Annotated in this window: 17 protein-coding genes and 1 tRNA gene; 13 read left to right on the plus strand and 5 right to left on the minus strand. The window is 54.5% G+C overall.

Annotated elements, in window-relative coordinates:
• Positions 1 to 23: 23 nt before the first annotated feature.
• The gene (locus tag ACXM2N_RS04130; protein WP_458490295.1) at positions 24 to 1,472 is read right to left on the minus strand and encodes an amino acid permease; all 1,449 of its coding nucleotides are present in this window, start codon (positions 1,470 to 1,472) and stop codon (positions 24 to 26) included.
• A gap of 398 nt (positions 1,473 to 1,870) precedes the next feature.
• Between ACXM2N_RS04130 and ACXM2N_RS04135 the strand changes: the two genes are divergently transcribed.
• The 7 genes from ACXM2N_RS04135 (at position 1,871) to ACXM2N_RS04165 (ending at position 7,655) form a co-directional block, all read left to right on the plus strand.
• Positions 1,871 to 2,491, plus strand: a complete 621-nt coding sequence (locus tag ACXM2N_RS04135) for a MazG nucleotide pyrophosphohydrolase domain-containing protein (RefSeq protein WP_458490997.1) — start codon at positions 1,871 to 1,873, stop codon at positions 2,489 to 2,491.
• A gap of 497 nt (positions 2,492 to 2,988) precedes the next feature.
• Positions 2,989 to 3,663: a lytic transglycosylase domain-containing protein gene (locus ACXM2N_RS04140; RefSeq protein WP_458490297.1), complete on the plus strand. Its 675-nt coding sequence runs from the start codon at positions 2,989 to 2,991 to the stop codon at positions 3,661 to 3,663.
• Between the two features lie 210 nt (positions 3,664 to 3,873).
• On the plus strand, positions 3,874 to 5,151 hold the full coding sequence (eno, locus tag ACXM2N_RS04145; RefSeq protein WP_458490299.1) for a phosphopyruvate hydratase: 1,278 nt from the start codon (positions 3,874 to 3,876) through the stop codon (positions 5,149 to 5,151).
• Between the two features lie 173 nt (positions 5,152 to 5,324).
• A complete protein-coding gene (locus tag ACXM2N_RS04150; RefSeq protein ID WP_458490301.1) occupies positions 5,325 to 5,852 on the plus strand; it encodes an FtsB family cell division protein in 528 nt (175 codons plus the stop codon).
• Positions 5,853 to 5,986: 134 nt separating this feature from the next.
• Positions 5,987 to 6,565, plus strand: a complete 579-nt coding sequence (locus tag ACXM2N_RS04155; RefSeq protein WP_458490303.1) for a DUF501 domain-containing protein — start codon at positions 5,987 to 5,989, stop codon at positions 6,563 to 6,565.
• Positions 6,562 to 7,527 carry a Ppx/GppA phosphatase family protein gene (locus ACXM2N_RS04160; protein ID WP_458490305.1) on the plus strand — a complete coding sequence of 322 codons (966 nt, stop codon included), beginning with the start codon at positions 6,562 to 6,564 and terminating at the stop codon, positions 7,525 to 7,527. Before ACXM2N_RS04155 ends, ACXM2N_RS04160 begins: the two co-directional genes overlap by 4 nt.
• 51 nt (positions 7,528 to 7,578) lie before the next feature.
• Positions 7,579 to 7,655 (plus strand) — tRNA-Leu (locus tag ACXM2N_RS04165).
• 167 nt (positions 7,656 to 7,822) lie between these two features.
• On the opposite strand, the gene ACXM2N_RS04170 is transcribed toward ACXM2N_RS04165, so the two are convergent.
• A complete protein-coding gene (locus ACXM2N_RS04170) occupies positions 7,823 to 9,031 on the minus strand; it encodes an IS1249 family transposase (RefSeq protein WP_458490307.1) in 1,209 nt (402 codons plus the stop codon).
• Between the two features lie 1,009 nt (positions 9,032 to 10,040).
• On the opposite strand from ACXM2N_RS04170, the gene ACXM2N_RS04175 reads away from it, so the two are divergent.
• From ACXM2N_RS04175 to ACXM2N_RS04185, 3 genes are all read left to right on the plus strand, one after another.
• Entirely contained in the window at positions 10,041 to 10,283 is a 243-nt protein-coding gene (locus ACXM2N_RS04175; protein ID WP_458490309.1) for a hypothetical protein, read from the plus strand.
• 122 nt (positions 10,284 to 10,405) lie between these two features.
• Positions 10,406 to 11,347 carry an AraC family transcriptional regulator gene (locus ACXM2N_RS04180; protein WP_458490311.1) on the plus strand — a complete coding sequence of 314 codons (942 nt, stop codon included), beginning with the start codon at positions 10,406 to 10,408 and terminating at the stop codon, positions 11,345 to 11,347.
• Between the two features lie 155 nt (positions 11,348 to 11,502).
• Positions 11,503 to 12,321, plus strand: coding sequence for a Bax inhibitor-1/YccA family protein (locus tag ACXM2N_RS04185; RefSeq protein WP_458490313.1), 819 nt, complete (start codon positions 11,503 to 11,505; stop codon positions 12,319 to 12,321).
• A gap of 46 nt (positions 12,322 to 12,367) precedes the next feature.
• Here the strand turns inward: ACXM2N_RS04185 and ACXM2N_RS04190 are convergent, their stop codons facing one another.
• From ACXM2N_RS04190 to ACXM2N_RS04200, 3 genes are all read right to left on the minus strand, one after another.
• Positions 12,368 to 12,784, minus strand: coding sequence for a hypothetical protein (locus ACXM2N_RS04190; RefSeq protein ID WP_458490314.1), 417 nt, complete (start codon positions 12,782 to 12,784; stop codon positions 12,368 to 12,370).
• Positions 12,785 to 12,869: 85 nt separating this feature from the next.
• A complete protein-coding gene (gene greA, locus ACXM2N_RS04195) occupies positions 12,870 to 13,388 on the minus strand; it encodes a transcription elongation factor GreA (protein ID WP_458490316.1) in 519 nt (172 codons plus the stop codon).
• A gap of 213 nt (positions 13,389 to 13,601) precedes the next feature.
• On the minus strand, positions 13,602 to 14,078 hold the full coding sequence (locus tag ACXM2N_RS04200; protein WP_458490318.1) for a DUF4307 domain-containing protein: 477 nt from the start codon (positions 14,076 to 14,078) through the stop codon (positions 13,602 to 13,604).
• Positions 14,079 to 14,325: 247 nt separating this feature from the next.
• On the opposite strand from ACXM2N_RS04200, the gene mca reads away from it, so the two are divergent.
• The 3 genes from mca (at position 14,326) to ACXM2N_RS04215 (ending at position 16,607) form a co-directional block, all read left to right on the plus strand.
• Positions 14,326 to 15,198, plus strand: a complete 873-nt coding sequence (gene mca, locus ACXM2N_RS04205) for a mycothiol conjugate amidase Mca (RefSeq protein ID WP_458490320.1) — start codon at positions 14,326 to 14,328, stop codon at positions 15,196 to 15,198.
• A 237-nt stretch (positions 15,199 to 15,435) separates the two neighbouring features.
• Positions 15,436 to 15,738, plus strand: coding sequence for a hypothetical protein (locus ACXM2N_RS04210; protein ID WP_458490322.1), 303 nt, complete (start codon positions 15,436 to 15,438; stop codon positions 15,736 to 15,738).
• Between the two features lie 74 nt (positions 15,739 to 15,812).
• The gene (locus ACXM2N_RS04215; RefSeq protein WP_458490999.1) at positions 15,813 to 16,607 is read left to right on the plus strand and encodes an isoprenyl transferase; all 795 of its coding nucleotides are present in this window, start codon (positions 15,813 to 15,815) and stop codon (positions 16,605 to 16,607) included.
• Positions 16,608 to 16,619: the final 12 nt, after the last annotated feature.

Raw genomic sequence — 16,619 nt, forward strand, 5'->3', positions numbered from 1 at the left:
CGGAAAGGCAGCTTTGCGTGGTTCTAGAGCGACAAAGCGCCGGTGGATAAACCATAGATGGCAGAGGCACTGCCGATTACTAACAGCGCAACAAAACCCCACTCGAAGGCATTAAACACGCGTTTTTTGTAGGCCAGGCGAGTCCACACGTAAGGAATGAGGCCAGGCAGCACAGCGAGAGCACCGAAAAGGATGAACACCGGATCCGCCGCGTAAATCAGCCAGCAGGCGTAAAAGAAAGCGACTACTCCGACAAAGAGGTGCTTGCGGTTGGTAGTGGAAGAAACGGGGGCGTCATCGCCGGTATCATGCTGGGCAATGCCCTTGCCACGGGTGGTAAGCAGCACCAGGTACAACGCTGAGAAGATGTACGGAACCAAGTACATCACCGTGGCAAGCTGCACCATGGTCAAGTACGTGGTCTCATTGACGAAGAAGATAATCACCCAGATTTGAATCACCACGGTGGAAATCAACTGGGCAACCCATGGTGCGCCAGCTGAGTTTTCCGCGCCAATCTTCTTGGGGAGCAGGCCGTCTACCGCCATCAGCGCTAGGGGTTCTGCGCACAGCATCTGCCACGAGACGTATGCGCCAAGAACCGATAGGCATAGGCCGATCGATACCAGTGCGCCACCCCATGGGCCCACCACTGCCTCGAGGACGGATGCCATGGAATTATCTGGCAGCGCGGCCAATTCCGCTTGAGTGAGTACGCCGAACGAGAGGGTAGAGACGGTAACGAGGAGAGCCAACACGGTGAGGAAACCAAAAACCGTTGCCCTCCCGATGTCCTTTCGGCTTGAGGCCTGCTTGGAATACACCGAGGCCCCTTCAATACCAATGAAGGTCCATACTGTCACCAGCATGATGCCCTGAACCTGCTCAAAAACAGTGCTGCCCGATTCCTGGCCCCAGAAGTCAAAGGTGAACTTATCCCAGCTAAAGCCAATAAAGGCTACAAGGATGATGAAGGCTCCAATAGGAAGCAGTTTCGCAACCGTGGTCACCGCATTGAAGATCGCGGCCTGCTGAACGCCTTTGGACAAGATAGCGAAGATGCCCCACGTCATGGCTGACACTGCAATAGCCTGAATGAGCTTATTCTCGCTGGAGAACACTGGGATGTAGTGGCCGACTGTGTTGAAGAACAAAGAAGCGTATCCCACTTGGGCGATGACAGAACCCAACCAGTAACCCCAGCCGGCGGAAAATCCTATGAAGTCACCCAAGCCGGCGCGCACGTAGGCATACACACCTGAATCGAGCGTTGGTTTACGCGAAGCAAGGATGTGGAACACAAACGCAATGGACAACATGCCGATGCCAGCGATGGTCCAGCCGATCAGCATTGCGCCAGGTCCCGCCGCCGCAGCAATGTTTTGGGGTAAGGAGAAAATTCCGGAGCCGATAGTTGACCCAATGATCAGGGCGATGAGCGTCCAGATTTTGACCTTGTTGGTTTGTTCCATGAGCTACAGATTAAACCGAGTAGGTGAAAACCTTTGAGTTGAAGTACAAGGGGCGTACGTGTTCATTCACCCTAGTGAGGTAGCCCCATGAGAAGAAAGACGTTGGGCACGCCCCCTAGGCTGGTGCCTGAAAATACTCTCCTACATGGGCGAATGCACTCCCTAAGCGATTGTCTTTCGTGATGGTGGCCTCACAACGTGTAGGAAAAGTGAGACCTGTGGGATGTATGTGGGGGGAAAAATTGAGATCAAGATTACCCCTGCTGACCTCCTACCAATAGGGGAGGGATTGGGGAAACCACGCGGTGGAACTCACCGCCTCAAGCGGAGTTGCGGCCTAGCGTTGGGTGATAGCCCGATTAGGGGTTCGGTTGAGGCGAGGCGTTAGTATGGCTGTCATGATCGTTTTGCTTCTCGACGCCCGCTGGCCCACCATGATTCCGTTCCCGTTCATGTCACGGCTCAACGGAATCCTGCGGTTTACCGATGAGGTGCCCATTGCGGTCCGGTGGAATCTAGGCGATGCACTACCCAGTGATGCGGGTACGGACATCTTGGTATCCACCAATGAGTTTGACTCAGCAGTCAAGGAAGCAATTGAAGCTGGGGCGGAAGTGTGGGAAGTAGATTCCCGGAAAGACTCTGTCGGGCAAGCTGTCCACGCTATGGAGCGCGCACTGCGGTTTGGTGAATGGGAGCAGGGACAAACACACGAGTCCCTCATTCCATACCTGCAAGAAGAAACTGCGGAATTTATTGAGGCGGTGGAGCAATCACACAGCGAGCAGGAGCTGTGCTCAGAACTAGGGGATTTGTTCCTTCAAGTGCTGTTCCATGCTGAGATCGCGTCACGCCGTGGCGCATTTGATTTCCAAGACGTTGCCCAAAGTTTTGTCAATAAGCTGCGTTCACGTTCCCCTTATTTCTTTGACGGCAGCGACAGGCTTGTTCCCGTTGAGGAGCAAGAGCACTTCTGGGCGTTGGGTAAAGAGAACGAACGGAAAAACCTGCACCAGTGAGGTTGCCTGCTTAAACAGGAGTAGTTCTGCGCAGAACTACTCCCGTTTAAGCGTTCAGTCCTCCTGCCTACGCGAGGAGCTGCTTCCACCGGATAGGAAGCTACGCCAAGCTGTATCCGCTGGCATGAACACCACCCAGGAGGTGATGGGGAAAGCCCGGATGGGTTGAGGCTTGGCTAAAAGTAGTAGTGAGGTGTGCGCTGCTAGGGCAGAGCTGGGGGACTGCACCCATGCAGTGGGCGATGACCGGCCGCCGTGGGGTCGAAGCAAAGGTGCTGCTCACCTCAGCTCAAGCCGCGGTTTAGGGGTCTCTTATTTTTGGATAGGAAAGGGGCGCCGTGCTTTGAGCGAAAAAGAATGTAGGATCGTTGCTCGTGGCAGAAAGCAGTAGGAATTCAGGTTGTGGCATAGGGTGTGCACTGGGGACGTTGGCTGCCATCATTCTGGTGGTTTCCCTCGTTGGCTGGGCCGTGAGTTTTCTAGGGGGTCCTTCGCCCATGCAGCCACGCCAGCCGGTTCCACGCGATGTGCCGCCAGCTGCGGGCGAGGCAGTGCCTGAAATCGATGTGCACGCTCCGGGGCGCACCTCAGACAAGCTCGGTTTCTGGGCTGATCCAATCGCAGAACAGACCGCAATTCCGGTAGCAGCGCTTCGCGCCTACGGTAATGCGGCGTTGATAGCCGCTGAGGCGTGGCCACAGTGCAACCTTACATGGAACACGCTTGCTGGAATTGGCCAGGTGGAGACCCGCCACGGTAGCTACTCCGGCAAGCTGTTTGAGTCCCGAACCATTGATACCAACGGCTTCATCCTGCCACCTATCCTTGGGCCTGCGCTGGACGGGTCACCTGGGTTTGCGGAGATTAAGGACACTGATGGCGGAAAACTTGACAGCGATACAGAATACGACCGCGCCGTAGGGCCCATGCAGTTCATTCCTTCATCGTGGGCACGCTACGGGCGTGACGCCAACGGTGATGGGGAAGCCAACCCCAACCAAATCGACGATGCAGCTCTGTCGGCTGCACACCTACTGTGTGATAGTGGTCGCGATCTGGCCACTCCGGAAGGGTGGTCGGAAGCTGTGAGGAGCTATAACTTTTCCAACGATTACCTCATTGACGTGCGCGATGCTGCTGCCTCATACGCGCTGAAGCAACCAGCTGTGTAGCAACTCACCACAACTTAGCCGGAAATTAAGATTAATTGTTGGCATAATTGACTGTATGCGCGACGCGGTGCTGGGCTCAGAATCCTCTGGGGTGGCACAAGATGCGTTGCGGATCAACAAGATCAGGCAGAACCCCAGCAATACGCTAGTAATTCTGTTTGGCTTGAGAGCGAAACTAAACGCATCCACAACGTCAATAGGAGACCAACAGTGGCTGACATTCTTCACGTATTTGCACGCGAGATCATGGATTCCCGCGGTAACCCAACCGTCGAGGCAGAGGTTTTCCTCGATGACGGTGGTCACGGCGTAGCGGGCGTACCATCCGGTGCATCCACCGGTGTTCACGAGGCTCACGAGCTGCGTGACGGTGGCGATCGCTACCAGGGTAAGGGCGTTCTGAAGGCTGTTGAGAACGTCAACGAGGAAATCGCAGATGCCCTGGCCGGCTTCGAGGCTGATGATCAGCGCCTGATCGACCAGGAAATGATCAAGCTGGACGGCACCGAGAACAAGTCCCGCCTTGGTGCAAACGCAATTCTTGGCGTCTCCATGGCAGTTGCGCGTGCAGCAGCTGAGTCCGCTGGCTTGCCTCTGTACCGCTACATTGGCGGCCCTAACGGCCACGTCCTGCCAGTTCCAATGATGAACATCCTCAACGGTGGCGCTCACGCTGACTCCGGCGTGGATGTCCAGGAGTTCATGATTGCTCCAATCGGTGCAGAGACTTTCTCTGAGGCACTTCGCCAGGGCGCAGAGGTCTACCACTCCCTGAAGTCCGTTATTAAGGAAAAGGGCCTGTCCACTGGTCTGGGCGATGAGGGTGGCTTTGCTCCATCCGTAGAGTCCACCCGCGCGGCACTGGACCTCATCGTTGAGGCAATCAAGAAGGCTGGTCTTGAGCCAGGCAAGGACATCGCGCTTGCACTGGACGTTGCTTCTTCCGAGTTCTACAAGGACGGCAAGTACCACTTCGAAGGCGGCGAGCACACCGCTGAGGAGATGTCCAAGGTATACGAAGAGCTCATCGCTGAGTACCCAATCGTTTCCATCGAAGACCCACTGCAGGAAGATGACTGGGAGGGCTACGTAACGCTCACCGCCTCCATCGGTGACAAGGTCCAGATCGTTGGTGATGACTTCTTCGTAACCAACCCAGCTCGTCTGAAGGAAGGCATTGAGAAGAAGGCCGCTAACGCACTGCTGGTTAAGGTAAACCAGATCGGTACCTTGACCGAGACCTTCGACGCCGTCGAGCTCGCTCACCGCAACGGCTACCGCACCATGATGTCCCACCGCTCCGGCGAGACCGAGGACACCACCATTGCTGACCTGGCAGTTGCTCTCAACTGTGGTCAGATCAAGACCGGCGCACCAGCTCGTTCCGAGCGCGTTGCTAAGTACAACCAGCTCATCCGCATCGAGCAGGAGCTGGGCGATGCAGCAGTCTACGCTGGTCGTTCCGCATTCCCTCGTTTCCAGGGCTAATTAAGCTGTAACTAGCTTTGAGGCGCTGCCTTCCCCCGTTTGCTGTGGGAAGGCGGCGCCTTTCGCGTTTTAGGAGACAGTCCAAGAGCCGGAACTTATGTGACGAGAGTTATCTCCCGTGTTTAGAGATGTTTATAGCACCGGCGCACTTTTAGGGCTATGATGTGAAATCTATGGCGAGAAAAAAATCCCGAGTGCCGGTAGCGAACCGCGCTCCACGAACCAGTGGCAAGGTCAAGACCCTGCCACGCATTCGCCTAACCATTACTGAAGTTGCCATTTTGGTGTTTGTACTGATCATGCTTATTTGGTCGATCGGTACTCCGCTGCGCAACTACCTTCAGCAGCGCGCTGAAATCTCGCGCCTAGAATCCTCAATCTCATCCATGCAGGCTGAGAAAGACCGACTCATTGAGGATATTGAGTTGCACCGTTCGGATGCCTACATCCGTGAGCTCGCGCGAACTCGACTTGGCGTTATTGGCGAAGGCGAGTACGCCTTCCGCGTAATGGACAAGGATCTGCAGAATTCTCGCCAGACATCCGATAGCGCCGTTGATGATTCCGCCTTGGACGTTCCTTGGTACGAAACACTGTGGGATTCGGTAACTGAGGAGGAGTCCTTGGAGCCGGAAGAAGTAAAGCAGGAGCGCCACAACCTGCCAATCATGCCAGCGGATCAACCGGCAACAGAAGGGTAGGCCCCAGCCGGAAACCCTGAACCGACAGTGCAGTAGTCGCGCGTGCCTGATCTGCCTGATCCTAAGGTGTGGTGCGCTCGAGCTAGGGTGCGCTGTGTGGGCAATTTACATGATTCATGGAAGAATATGTTTTCATGAGTGTTTCCCAAGCAGATTTGGATATCGTAGCGGGCCAGCTGGGCCGCGCGCCTCGTGGCGTCGTAGACATTGCTTACCGTAGCCCAGATGGTCAACCAGGTGTTGTGAAGACTGCACCGCGGTTGGAAGATGGAACTCCGTTTCCTACGCTGTACTACCTGACTGACCCGCGCCTGACTGCGGAAGCCTCCCGCCTTGAGGTCGCCCACGTCATGAAGTGGATGACCGGCCGCTTGGAAGAAGACGCAGCGTTGGCTGAGGATTACAAGAAAGCGCACGAATACTACCTGGCCAAGCGCAACGAGATTGAGGATCTTGGTACGGACTTTTCGGGCGGTGGCATGCCGGACCGCGTGAAGTGCCTGCATGTACTCATCGCTTACGCTCTCGCTGAAGGGCCTGATCACTTCCGTTTGGGAACCGAATCTGTGGCTATGGCCGCCGATCATGACCCAGCGCTGAGGGGCACGGCCATCCCGCAGGATTGGCCTACCGTTGAGGAACTGGGCATTGATATGGGTCAGTTCGACTTCTCGCATGCTGACGTGCCAAGCAATTCGGGTGGTGCCAAGTGACCAGGCTTGCTGCAGTAGATTGTGGCACCAATTCTCTTCGCTTGCTGATTTCCGATATTGAGGATGACGGCCAGGTCAATGAGGTCATGCGCCTCATGGAGATCGTACGCCTCGGTCAAGGTGTTGACGCGACAGGTGAGCTCAATCCGGATGCAATTGAGCGAACCCGTGAGGTGCTTACACAGTACGTGGCGTTGATGAAGCAGGAGTCCGTTGCGGACGTGCGCATGGTGGCTACCTCTGCCACCCGGGATGCATCCAACCGGGATGATTTCTTTACTATGACCGCGCAGCTGTTGGGGGAGATTGTCCCCGGCGCGAAGGCGGAAGTGATTTCTGGTGAGGAGGAAGCCCAGCTGTCTTTCACTGGTGCGGTGGCTGATTTCCCTGCTGAGAATGGGCCGTTTTGTGTCATCGACTTGGGTGGTGGATCTACGGAGTTCATCGTAGGCGACCACGACGGCACAATTCGTGGATCGTTTTCCGCGCAAATGGGCTGTGTTCGCCTTACCGAGCGCATCATGCGCACGGACCCGCCAACGGAAACGGAAATTGATATCGCTGAGGACTATGTGGCGGAGCGCATTCACGAAGTGGAAAAGCTCGTGCCTGTTGCCGAAGCCAAGACCTTCGTTGGCTGCGCAGGTACGTTCACCACATTGGCGGCGCTAGCGCTTGGGCTGGAATCCTATGATCCGCGCCAGATTCATGGTTCCTCTTTGCGTTTCGACGCCCTCCGCGTGCTCACCAAACAGGTAATCGCGGAGTCCGCGGCGCAGCGCGCCGCGCACCCAGTGATGCACCCAGGGCGTGCCGATGTGATTGGCAGTGGCTCAGTGGTAGTGAATGGGATCATGGATCTCATTGAACTCAAGACGCATGTTGATCACATTGAAATCAGTGAGAAAGACATTCTTGATGGCATCATTGCGGGATTGGCGCGAAAGAATCACCTGCTCTAGTGCCCAATGCGGGATTTGAGGGTAGTATCTACTACACTAGAATCTCGGATTGCCCCCATAGCCCAATCGGCAGAGGCAGTCGACTTAAAATCGATTCAGTGTGGGTTCGAGTCCCACTGGGGGCACCATAAAAGACCAGCGTAATCGCTGGTCTTTCCTTGTATCCGGCAACGTCAGGGTTGGCTTGTATTGGTTTATAGGTCATAAATTGTGTACAGGATCTAGATAACCACCCCCGTGGTCTAGGTCCTGTTTGTATTATCTTTCTTTATCGTATAGTGGGATGATTTTGGGGCTATTTCATCTGTCCTTTCCTGATTCCAACTGAGTGTGTGTAGCCGGAGTCGATATGGTTGTCATAGAGGGCTGGTCGTCCGGTTTCCTGATCGGCGAGGTTCTCGTCTGGGGTGTGAGTGCATGCTTGGCGGTAGGCGGTCGCACCCCAGTTTTGCTTCTTGGCTATAGCAACAGGATCGTCAGGATCATGGGTATTCAGATGCAGATACCAATCAGCTAAGGCTCTTTGATGCTCAGCAGGCATCCCTTTATGCCTGCGTAGAAAGGTTTTGATTCCACTGTTGCGACCTTCAACGATGTTAGTCATTGATTTCAGCGACTGCAGCGTCTGCTTGTTGAGTTCGGGATCAAGATAGGCAAACAAATGCCCCTGTTGCGGGGGCCTCTCTAGGAGCTTGTACGCACTGCGATACCGATAATGGGTGTACCACCACAGCTTGTTGTTTCTCGCAAAGCTCGGTATCTCACCTGCACCAACATCCTTCCTGTAGGTTCGTTCATTGAGCCACGTGCCGTAAAGCTGATGGAACTTGTGGAGCTGTTTTTGCCATTCAATAGCTTGCTCAATGGTCTTGATCCCCGTGAGGTTCTCAGCCAGCTTGTTCAGCAGACAACCTTGGCTGTATCTGGGGTTCCTGGTCACATAGGCCTGCACATTGCGTCGAATATGGAACGTACAGCGCTGGATCTTGGTAGTCGGCCATAATGCCTTAACAGCAGCAATACTTCCACGATGCCCGTCGATGATCACCATCTTCGGCGGTGCCATCTGCGACAACAGTTGCATGTAGGCGTGCTTGTTTTCGCGTCTGCACCAGTGCCAGGTAATGACGTGATCGTCACATACTGCGATGAGGAGGCATCCGCTGGCGAAGTACGTGCCATCGATGTAGATCTGGTCGTAGATCCTGCACGGATCTGGTTGCGGATGGACTTGGACGAACCAGAACTGTTTCCATGCTCGGTTGATCGTGCTGGGAGAAACACCGGCCAGTTCAGCAGCGTGTGCAATAGTAAGCCCTTCGGTGAGCCACCGGATGAAGAATCGGAAGAAGTGCTTGTTCCTTACGCCTTCGTACCGTTGAAGGTCACTAGTTCCACACTTCTTGCATCGCCATCGTTGGCGTCTAGTTCCTGGCATGAATCCGTTCTTGACCATCACACCGTCACACATGCCGCAGCGGGGTCGTTTTGAATGTCTTGACATCCCACTAGCGAACCAAACCCCGTCCCAGAAACTGGAACGGGGGTAGAAAAATACCGATCTGAAATCCCAACCGAAATTCAAAACAACACAAAACAAAAGGTCAAACCATAAAAACAAGGACCTCTGTACACAATTTATGACCTATAAACCCTTGTATTTGTGCCCGACGTGGGTTTTTCTGATGTGAAGTGCCTCGGATGCCGCATCCTTGGCCATTTTTACCCTCGTTGCGCTGAGGGGTTGTTCGGTCTAGGGGTAGTTCGGATCGTATGCGGTGGTTGGTTTACCGGCACGGCGTGAACCGCTCGGAGTAGGTGGCCACTAAGTGTCACTCGGGCCCATGCCAGAGCCCGAAGGCGTACTTTGCGAAGTGCTCCGTCCAATGAGCTTGGACGACATCTCTGGGGGCCTATCGTCGAGTAACTCTCAAGGAATTTGGAAAGCATGCTCCATGTAGCACGTAGGACGAAGTGTCTGGGATAGGGCAGAGGCGAAACTGAACAAACAGCCACAAGGAGTCCTGTGCATAACACCGCAGGGCTTCAGAAGAAGGGCGTTCCACTGACCAGGATTCTTCCACTGAGAATCGTCAGCTTCGTTTACGCATCTTTAGGGGCTGCTAAGAAGTCAAGCGCAGAACACCTCAAAAAATGTTCGTGCTACGGGGTCTCGTCTTACAACCATGCGGACTCAGCAGTGCACTGGATAGGCGTATCTTTTCTACAATCTCTAGGCACCCGTGAACCCGGGATAAGAGCCATAGATTCTGAACTCATTAGTGATGAATGCGAGCCTCAAGGCGTGGCTGAAAGTACCCAAGCTTGGTGCAGGCTGAAGTGGTGTGAATGTATGGGGACAATTCACAGGCAACCGGCAGGGTCGGCAGATTTGTTTTTCAGTAAGCGGGTTTACACTTTTGGTTACACGCAATGAAAACGTTTTAATCCCCTGCGAATCACGTATTGGTTGTTGGGCGGGGGCAGAGATAAAGAAAGGTGGTGGATCTGCGATGTCCACTGCAGTTGATCAGTTTAATGAGCTTGAGGCTTTGTACAACGAACGTGTATCTGGTCTTAACTTTATAGATGAGCCGGTGTACGAGCTTGGCGTGATGGATCCGTACACCGACGGCCGTATCTCCTATATCAGTCAGGAGCTTGCGGAGTTCACCGGGCGCCCGTCGGGTGTTAATAAGCTGCGGGGCAAGGGCGGGGTGCCAGCACACATCGGCCGCTTGCAGCATTGTGGTTAGGTCACTATTGACGGTGTGGAAGCGCAGTGTTGCGCTTCCTTTTTTCATGCCCTGATTGAATTTAGCAACAAGAATATTGTTTAATTGTTGTACCTATTCGTTTACGTCCCCGAGGTGCTTTGGTGCAGACAATTACCCATAAGAGTCCCGTACTCACTAGGCAACAGTCCACCGCGACTGCATTCTACTGTGTGCAAGGCACGGTGCAGGTTGAAGCCCCAGATGCCACTCTTACCCTTCATGCTGGTGATATCGCCATCGTGCCAGTTGGTGCGGAAATTGGTAGCGAGGATACGGGGTTCTACCTGCCGTTTGAGGTGCCGGCGCTCACCGGTGCGAGTAGGACGATTGCCTTGGGGCACCAGTGGGGCCCTATCCTGGTGGACGCCTACGTCAAGCAGCTTGAGGGTGACACTGGCTATCTGCGCATCTTCGATCATGTGCTGACAGGCCGAGTTGCTGCACCCCGATTGCCCAAGCCAATCCCAGCTCTGAACGTTGCGCGTGCGATCATCGCGCATCCAGCATCAGACACCTCTTTGAATGAGTTTGCGTCGTGGCAGCACGTAGCCTCGCGTACTCTACAGCGCCAGTTTGAGGCATCCACAGGCTTATCTTTCAGCGAATGGCGCGCTGCGTACCGCGTGTACGTTGCGGCCGGATTGCTCATGAACGGTGCCACGTTAGACCGTGCTGCCGGCATGGTGGGGTTCGGTGCCACATCCTCGCTGAGCCGTGCCTTTGTTAGGCACACGGGTACGTCGCCTGGCAAGGCGACCAGGGGGCGTCGTAACGCCATGCCGCAGCTGATGGGTCGGGCAATTTCTGCGCTTTCCGACGTCGACCAGGCGTTCTGGATCCACTGTGGCACAGCCACCGTAACGGCCCCAAACTACTGCCGCTTTGCGGCAGCAGGGGAAATGGTGACGCTGCTCGCCGGGACGCAGATGCAGCTGGAAGTGGCCGCGGGATCAGTGGCTATTCCTGTCCCCGTTGACCTGGACCGTGACGTTGTTGATGTGGCAGACGCATTGGCTCTGTGCGAGGATCTGTTTCTCGGCTAAAACGAAAATCCTGCTAGCATCGGTACTGCTCAATTAAATAAGTTCCCACTGTGAACGCCCAGATATTCACAAGTGGGAACTATTTTTGCAGCAACCTCGTTGAAGGTTGTGAATGAACGCAAAAGAAATAGGTGTGAAAGGACTAAAGTCACCTTATGCGCAGTAGCAGTAACCCAGTTCTGTCATCCCTGTCAGATACTCGTAACAATCCGTACGCAACCCCTCAGGTACAGGACCCATACTCCGGCCACTACGCCCAGCAGGCGCCAGTTACCAACGAACGCCCAATGACCGTAGATGACGTGGTGTCTAAGACCGGCATCACCCTGGCGGTTATCATCGGTTTCGCAATCGCCAACTTCGCCATTGCTTACTTCGTTAACCCAGGAATGGCCATGATGCTCACCATGGTTGGCGCAATCGGCGGTTTCATCACGGTTCTGGTGTCCTCCTTCTCCAAGCGCGGAGGATCCTCCGCGCTGGTAACCCTTATTTACGCGGCTATGGAAGGCCTGTTCGTAGGCGGCATTTCCATGGTGTTCTCCGGCTTCATGGTGGGCAACGCTGACGCGGGCGCGCTGGTTGGTCAGGCAGTGCTTGGTACCGTAGGCGTTTTCATCGGCATGCTTTTCGTGTACAAGACCGGTGCCGTCAAGGTCACCCCTAAGTTCAACCGAATCCTTACTGCCTGCCTCGTAGGCGTCCTCGTTCTGGTACTTGGCAACTTGGTTATGTCCCTGTTCGGCATTGCATCCCCACTGCGTGACGGTGGCCCAATTGCCATCATCTTCTCCCTCGTCTGCATCGGCTTGGCGGCAATGAGCTTCCTCGTTGACTTCGACGTAGCGGACAAGATGATCCGCCAGGGCGCACCAGCGCGCATGGCATGGGGCGTAGCTCTTGGCCTTGCCGTTACCTTGGTATGGCTCTACACTGAGATCCTTCGACTGCTGAGCTACTTCCAGCAGCGATAACCACAAAAAAATGGCGTCCACGTTGTGTGGACGCCATTTTTTATGTCTACCGGTAGATCTGATTTCCGTCGAGTGACACTTTCGAGAACACTCGCTCACCTTCAGAAGTTTCGATTGGCTGCGAGAGCTCTATTTTCACAACCTCCTTGCCGTTAAGCCTGCCCCAGCCCACAGCGCGCTTGTCATTCCAGATTCTCCACGCCATCCACTTCACAGGATCATCCTTATTGATGCAATCTGTAGTAACCGTCTCGGGCTCAATCACTGGCTCTGTACCTACGCAGTCAATGAACCCGATGGAATCAGGCGAAGCTGCATAGTAGGACGGGGTAGTGGTAGGGGCGTCCTCGGTTCCTGGGCTGCTACTAGAGCTGCCGTGGGTGACATCAGCATCAGTGCCAGTGCAGGCAGTAACACTTGTCAGAAGCAGCGCAGTAGATAGTCCGAGTAGGTAGCGTTTCACTGGCGGGAGCTTTCTTAATAAAGCGGACATAGAAAAGAAACCAGCATTCATTAGTGAATGCTGGTTTGAAGGTAGCTACGCGCTATTAAGCACGTGGGGTAGCAGCCTTAGAAGAATCGTATGGCTCTGCGGAAACAACCGTCACCTTAATAACATTGCCGTTTGGTGCGGTGTACTCGCGGGTTTCGCCCTCCTGGGCGCCAATGATAGCTGCGCCTAGTGGAGACTGCTCGGAGAAAGTCTCCAGATCCTTGTTGTCAGACGCCGCTGCGCGGGTACCAATCAGGAAGGTTTCCTTGTCGTTCTCATCGCCGTTGTAGTACACGTGGACTACGGAACCAACGTGAGCAACACCCTCAACGACACCAGCGCGCTCGGTGGTGGAGTTAGCAAGGATCTCAGAGATCTGCTTAATACGCGCCTCTTCCTGATCCTGCATCTCACGAGCTGCATCGTAACCGGCGTTCTCCTTGAGGTCGCCTTCCTCACGACGCTCGTTAATCTCAGCAGCAACTACTGGACGGTGAGCAATGAGTGCGTTGAGCTCTTCCTCAAGCTTTGCCTTGGTCTCAGGAGTGATGTACTGCTTTTGGCTTTCTGCCATGGGGATCAACCTTCTTCGTGTCTAATTTTGTTTACTCACCACCGGGACGGTGGTGGCTGTTAAGCATAAACGACGCCCTCGGCTGAACACGGATACTACGGTATCCCAGCCAAGGGCTCACACTATTTCTGTGTACTTTGCCCACATGATACCACAACGGCGTTGTCTTACTACCCGCACTAAGTGGATCCAAGTGGAGAGGAGTAGGCGTTGTTATTGCAGGGTGTAGCTATCGCGGGCCGCTTCAGACGTGTCCATGTAGAACGGGATGATGTCCGAGCACCCATACACATCACCGGACACCGCTGTAGCTCGCGTTGGCACTTCAACGGCGATGCGCTCGGTGGTTTCACCCCCAGCAGGAATCACAACTTCACGACGACCAACTTCGTTGATGTCATAGTCCAAGGCTGTGACAATGCAATAAGTTGGGACAGACGTGTCCTTGCGGGTGATGTCAACAACTACGCGCATAGCGTTTTCATCAATCTGCTCAACCGTTGCCGTCTCGCCTGTAATCGTTGACTTGGCCTCAGCTTGGAAGAATTTCACTAACGCGAAAGCGAAAGCAATAACCATAACGAGGGCAAAGATAGCAATCAGCTTGCCTGAAATAGTCCCTTTAGTAGTGGAGGATTCCTTGGTGTAGCGCTGACGCTCAGTCCTAGATTGCTGACCAGCATTGCTCATGGAATTAACTGTGTCCTTTAAAGTAGTGCTCGAACTGGGATCCTCACCACGTGATGTGACGATCTTTCTCTAAGCTTAGGCCATAACATCTGAGAGCTCTATTACGACAGTGTCTTCTCGGGCACGGGCATGCTGTGATCTTTGTCGATCTTTAACGGATGAGCGCAGATGTATGCGCGCACAGAAATACTCAACTAAAGTCGGGTAGATATTCCAAACCAATAAGTTAGAAAGGTGATGGGCAACTGTGAGCGGTTTGCGTCTCTTGGCTATCCACGCGCACCCTGACGATGAATCGAGTAAGGGCGCGGCCACAATGGCGCGTTACGCCTCAGAAGGGCATCAAGTAAAGGTCTTGACCTGTACCGGTGGTGAACGGGGAGACATCCTCAACCCAGCCATGAACAAGCCGGGAATCCTGGACAATATCGCTGCCGTCCGTAAGGAAGAGATGGCTGCTGCAGCAGCGGCCCTTGGCGTTGAGCACGAATGGATGGGATACCACGATTCCGGACTACCTGAAGGTGATCCACTACCGCCGCTGCCGGAGGGCTGCTTCGCACTTGCCGATACCGCAGAGGTAGTGGAAAAAGTTGTGAAGGTAATCCGCGAGTTCCGTCCGCACGTCATCATCACTTATGACGAAAACGGCGGTTACCCACACCCAGATCACCTGAAGGTGCATGAAGTTTCCATGCTCGCATGGGATAAGGCAGCAGACGCGGATTACGGCAAAGACCTAGGCGAGCCATGGGCACCTCTGAAGCTTTACTACACGCACGGTTTCATCCGCCAGCGTTTGGAGATGTTCCACAATTTGCTGCTGGAGCAGGGACAGCCGTCTCCCTACACGGAGTTACTGACTCGCTGGGAAACTGAGGACGCAGACGTGATGTACCGCGTTACCACTCAGGTTTACTGCTCTGACTTCTTTCCCCAAAGAGACGAAGCTCTGCGCGCGCACGCTACGCAGATTGATCCAACGGGCATGTTTATGGTTACTCCCGTCGAGGTGCAACAGCGTCTGTGGCCTACGGAGGAGTTCGAGTTGGCCAAGACCCGCGTTTCTACCTCTTTGCCTGAAGACGATCTCTTCGCAGGAATTGAAGAAAGCCTCTAGAGCTCGCTGTGACGTTGAGCTCCGATAGTAGTTTTGGTCCGGTGATCTTATAAACTGGTCACTGAAACGGTGGAGGGCACCAGTTTACGTTTTGTGAAAGTGCCCTTACCATTGCTTAGTGGCCTGCTGGAGTCCAGCAGCTACATAGTACGAAGGAAAAATACCCAAGTAATGCCAATGTGTTGCTTGGTGCAACAGGGTGGCCAAACGTCCACCGCTGGTTCAGTTGGAGGAAAAATGCAGGTTGCTCACTTGGTGGATTCGCTGAATACGGCGATCATTCTTGCGCAGGCGGATAGTGCTACGCCACGTGGCTCTGAGTTTGGCAAGGCATCTCCAATTGGATGGTTTATTCTCATCCTGTTGGTGGTTGTTATTTTGTACCTGGGCTGGGCATTCCACCGTCGCTTCTCCCGCCTAAACAGGCGCCGTGTATTCGCTGAGGCACACGGTCTGGATGTATTCGACGAGGAAGCAGTAGACAAGGCTATGGAAGAAGCCGGAATCCTGGATCAGCGGAAGAAGCACTGGCTGTCCTAGGCGGCGTGATTTTCATCTTGAGGAGGTAGCACGTGCGAGGCGTTAACCGCGTGATTTCACGCACGACGTCGCTGGTGAAGGGACTTCACAAAAAGTCCACCCAGTTGGCGCGTGATCTTGCCTACCCTGTGTATGAGAAGCGCCTCATCGAGGAATGCGCTGGAGTGAAACATCCAGCGCACGTGGCCGTAATGTGCGATGGCAACCGTCGATGGGCAAGGGAGGCTGGCTTCACTGATGTAAGTCATGGGCACCGAGTTGGCGCCAAAAAGATCGGCGAGATGGTCCGTTGGGCCGAGGATACGGACATTGAGACCGTCACCGTGTACTTACTGTCCACAGAGAATCTAGGCCGATCAAGCAGCGAACTGCAGCTACTCTTTGACATTATCGTCGACGTAGTGGCGGAGCTATCGGCGGAGGAAAACAACTGCCAAGTCCGGCTGGTCGGTCACTTGGACATGCTCCCAGAGGAATTCCACAAAAACTTGATTCAGGCAGCTGCCCCAACGGAGGGGAAGACCGGCGTTTGCGTCAATATTGCAGTGGGATACGGTGGACGCCAAGAAATCGTGGACGCGGTTCGAGACGTCATCCGCGATGAGGTCGCCACAGGCACAGCAGCCGAGGACCTGGCGGAAAAGATCACCGTCGACTCTATCTCAAACCATCTGTACACGTCCGGTCAACCAGACCCCGACCTAGTGATCCGCACTAGCGGTGAGCAACGCCTATCCGGCTTCATGCTGTGGCAGGCTGCCTATTCCGAGATTTGGTTCACTGACACCTACTGGCCTGCTTTCCGCCGCGTGGACTTCCTCCGCGCTCTCCGCGAGTACTCCCGCCGCTCACGCCGCTTTGGCAAATAACTCAGAGTGCTG

The sequence above is a fragment of the Corynebacterium sp. ZY180755 genome (assembly GCF_054331495.1).

Coding starts and splice junctions, on each gene's coding strand:
- ACXM2N_RS04130 (WP_458490295.1), bottom strand. CDS start 1,472: ATGGAACAAACCAACAAGGTCAAAATCTGGACGCTCATCGCCCTGATC.
- ACXM2N_RS04135 (WP_458490997.1), top strand. CDS start 1,871: ATGATCGTTTTGCTTCTCGACGCCCGCTGGCCCACCATGATTCCGTTC.
- ACXM2N_RS04140 (WP_458490297.1), top strand. CDS start 2,989: ATGCAGCCACGCCAGCCGGTTCCACGCGATGTGCCGCCAGCTGCGGGC.
- ACXM2N_RS04150 (WP_458490301.1), top strand. CDS start 5,325: ATGGCGAGAAAAAAATCCCGAGTGCCGGTAGCGAACCGCGCTCCACGA.
- ACXM2N_RS04155 (WP_458490303.1), top strand. CDS start 5,987: ATGAGTGTTTCCCAAGCAGATTTGGATATCGTAGCGGGCCAGCTGGGC.
- ACXM2N_RS04170 (WP_458490307.1), bottom strand. CDS start 9,031: ATGTCAAGACATTCAAAACGACCCCGCTGCGGCATGTGTGACGGTGTG.
- ACXM2N_RS04175 (WP_458490309.1), top strand. CDS start 10,041: ATGTCCACTGCAGTTGATCAGTTTAATGAGCTTGAGGCTTTGTACAAC.
- ACXM2N_RS04185 (WP_458490313.1), top strand. CDS start 11,503: ATGCGCAGTAGCAGTAACCCAGTTCTGTCATCCCTGTCAGATACTCGT.
- greA (WP_458490316.1), bottom strand. CDS start 13,388: ATGGCAGAAAGCCAAAAGCAGTACATCACTCCTGAGACCAAGGCAAAG.
- ACXM2N_RS04200 (WP_458490318.1), bottom strand. CDS start 14,078: ATGAGCAATGCTGGTCAGCAATCTAGGACTGAGCGTCAGCGCTACACC.
- ACXM2N_RS04210 (WP_458490322.1), top strand. CDS start 15,436: ATGCAGGTTGCTCACTTGGTGGATTCGCTGAATACGGCGATCATTCTT.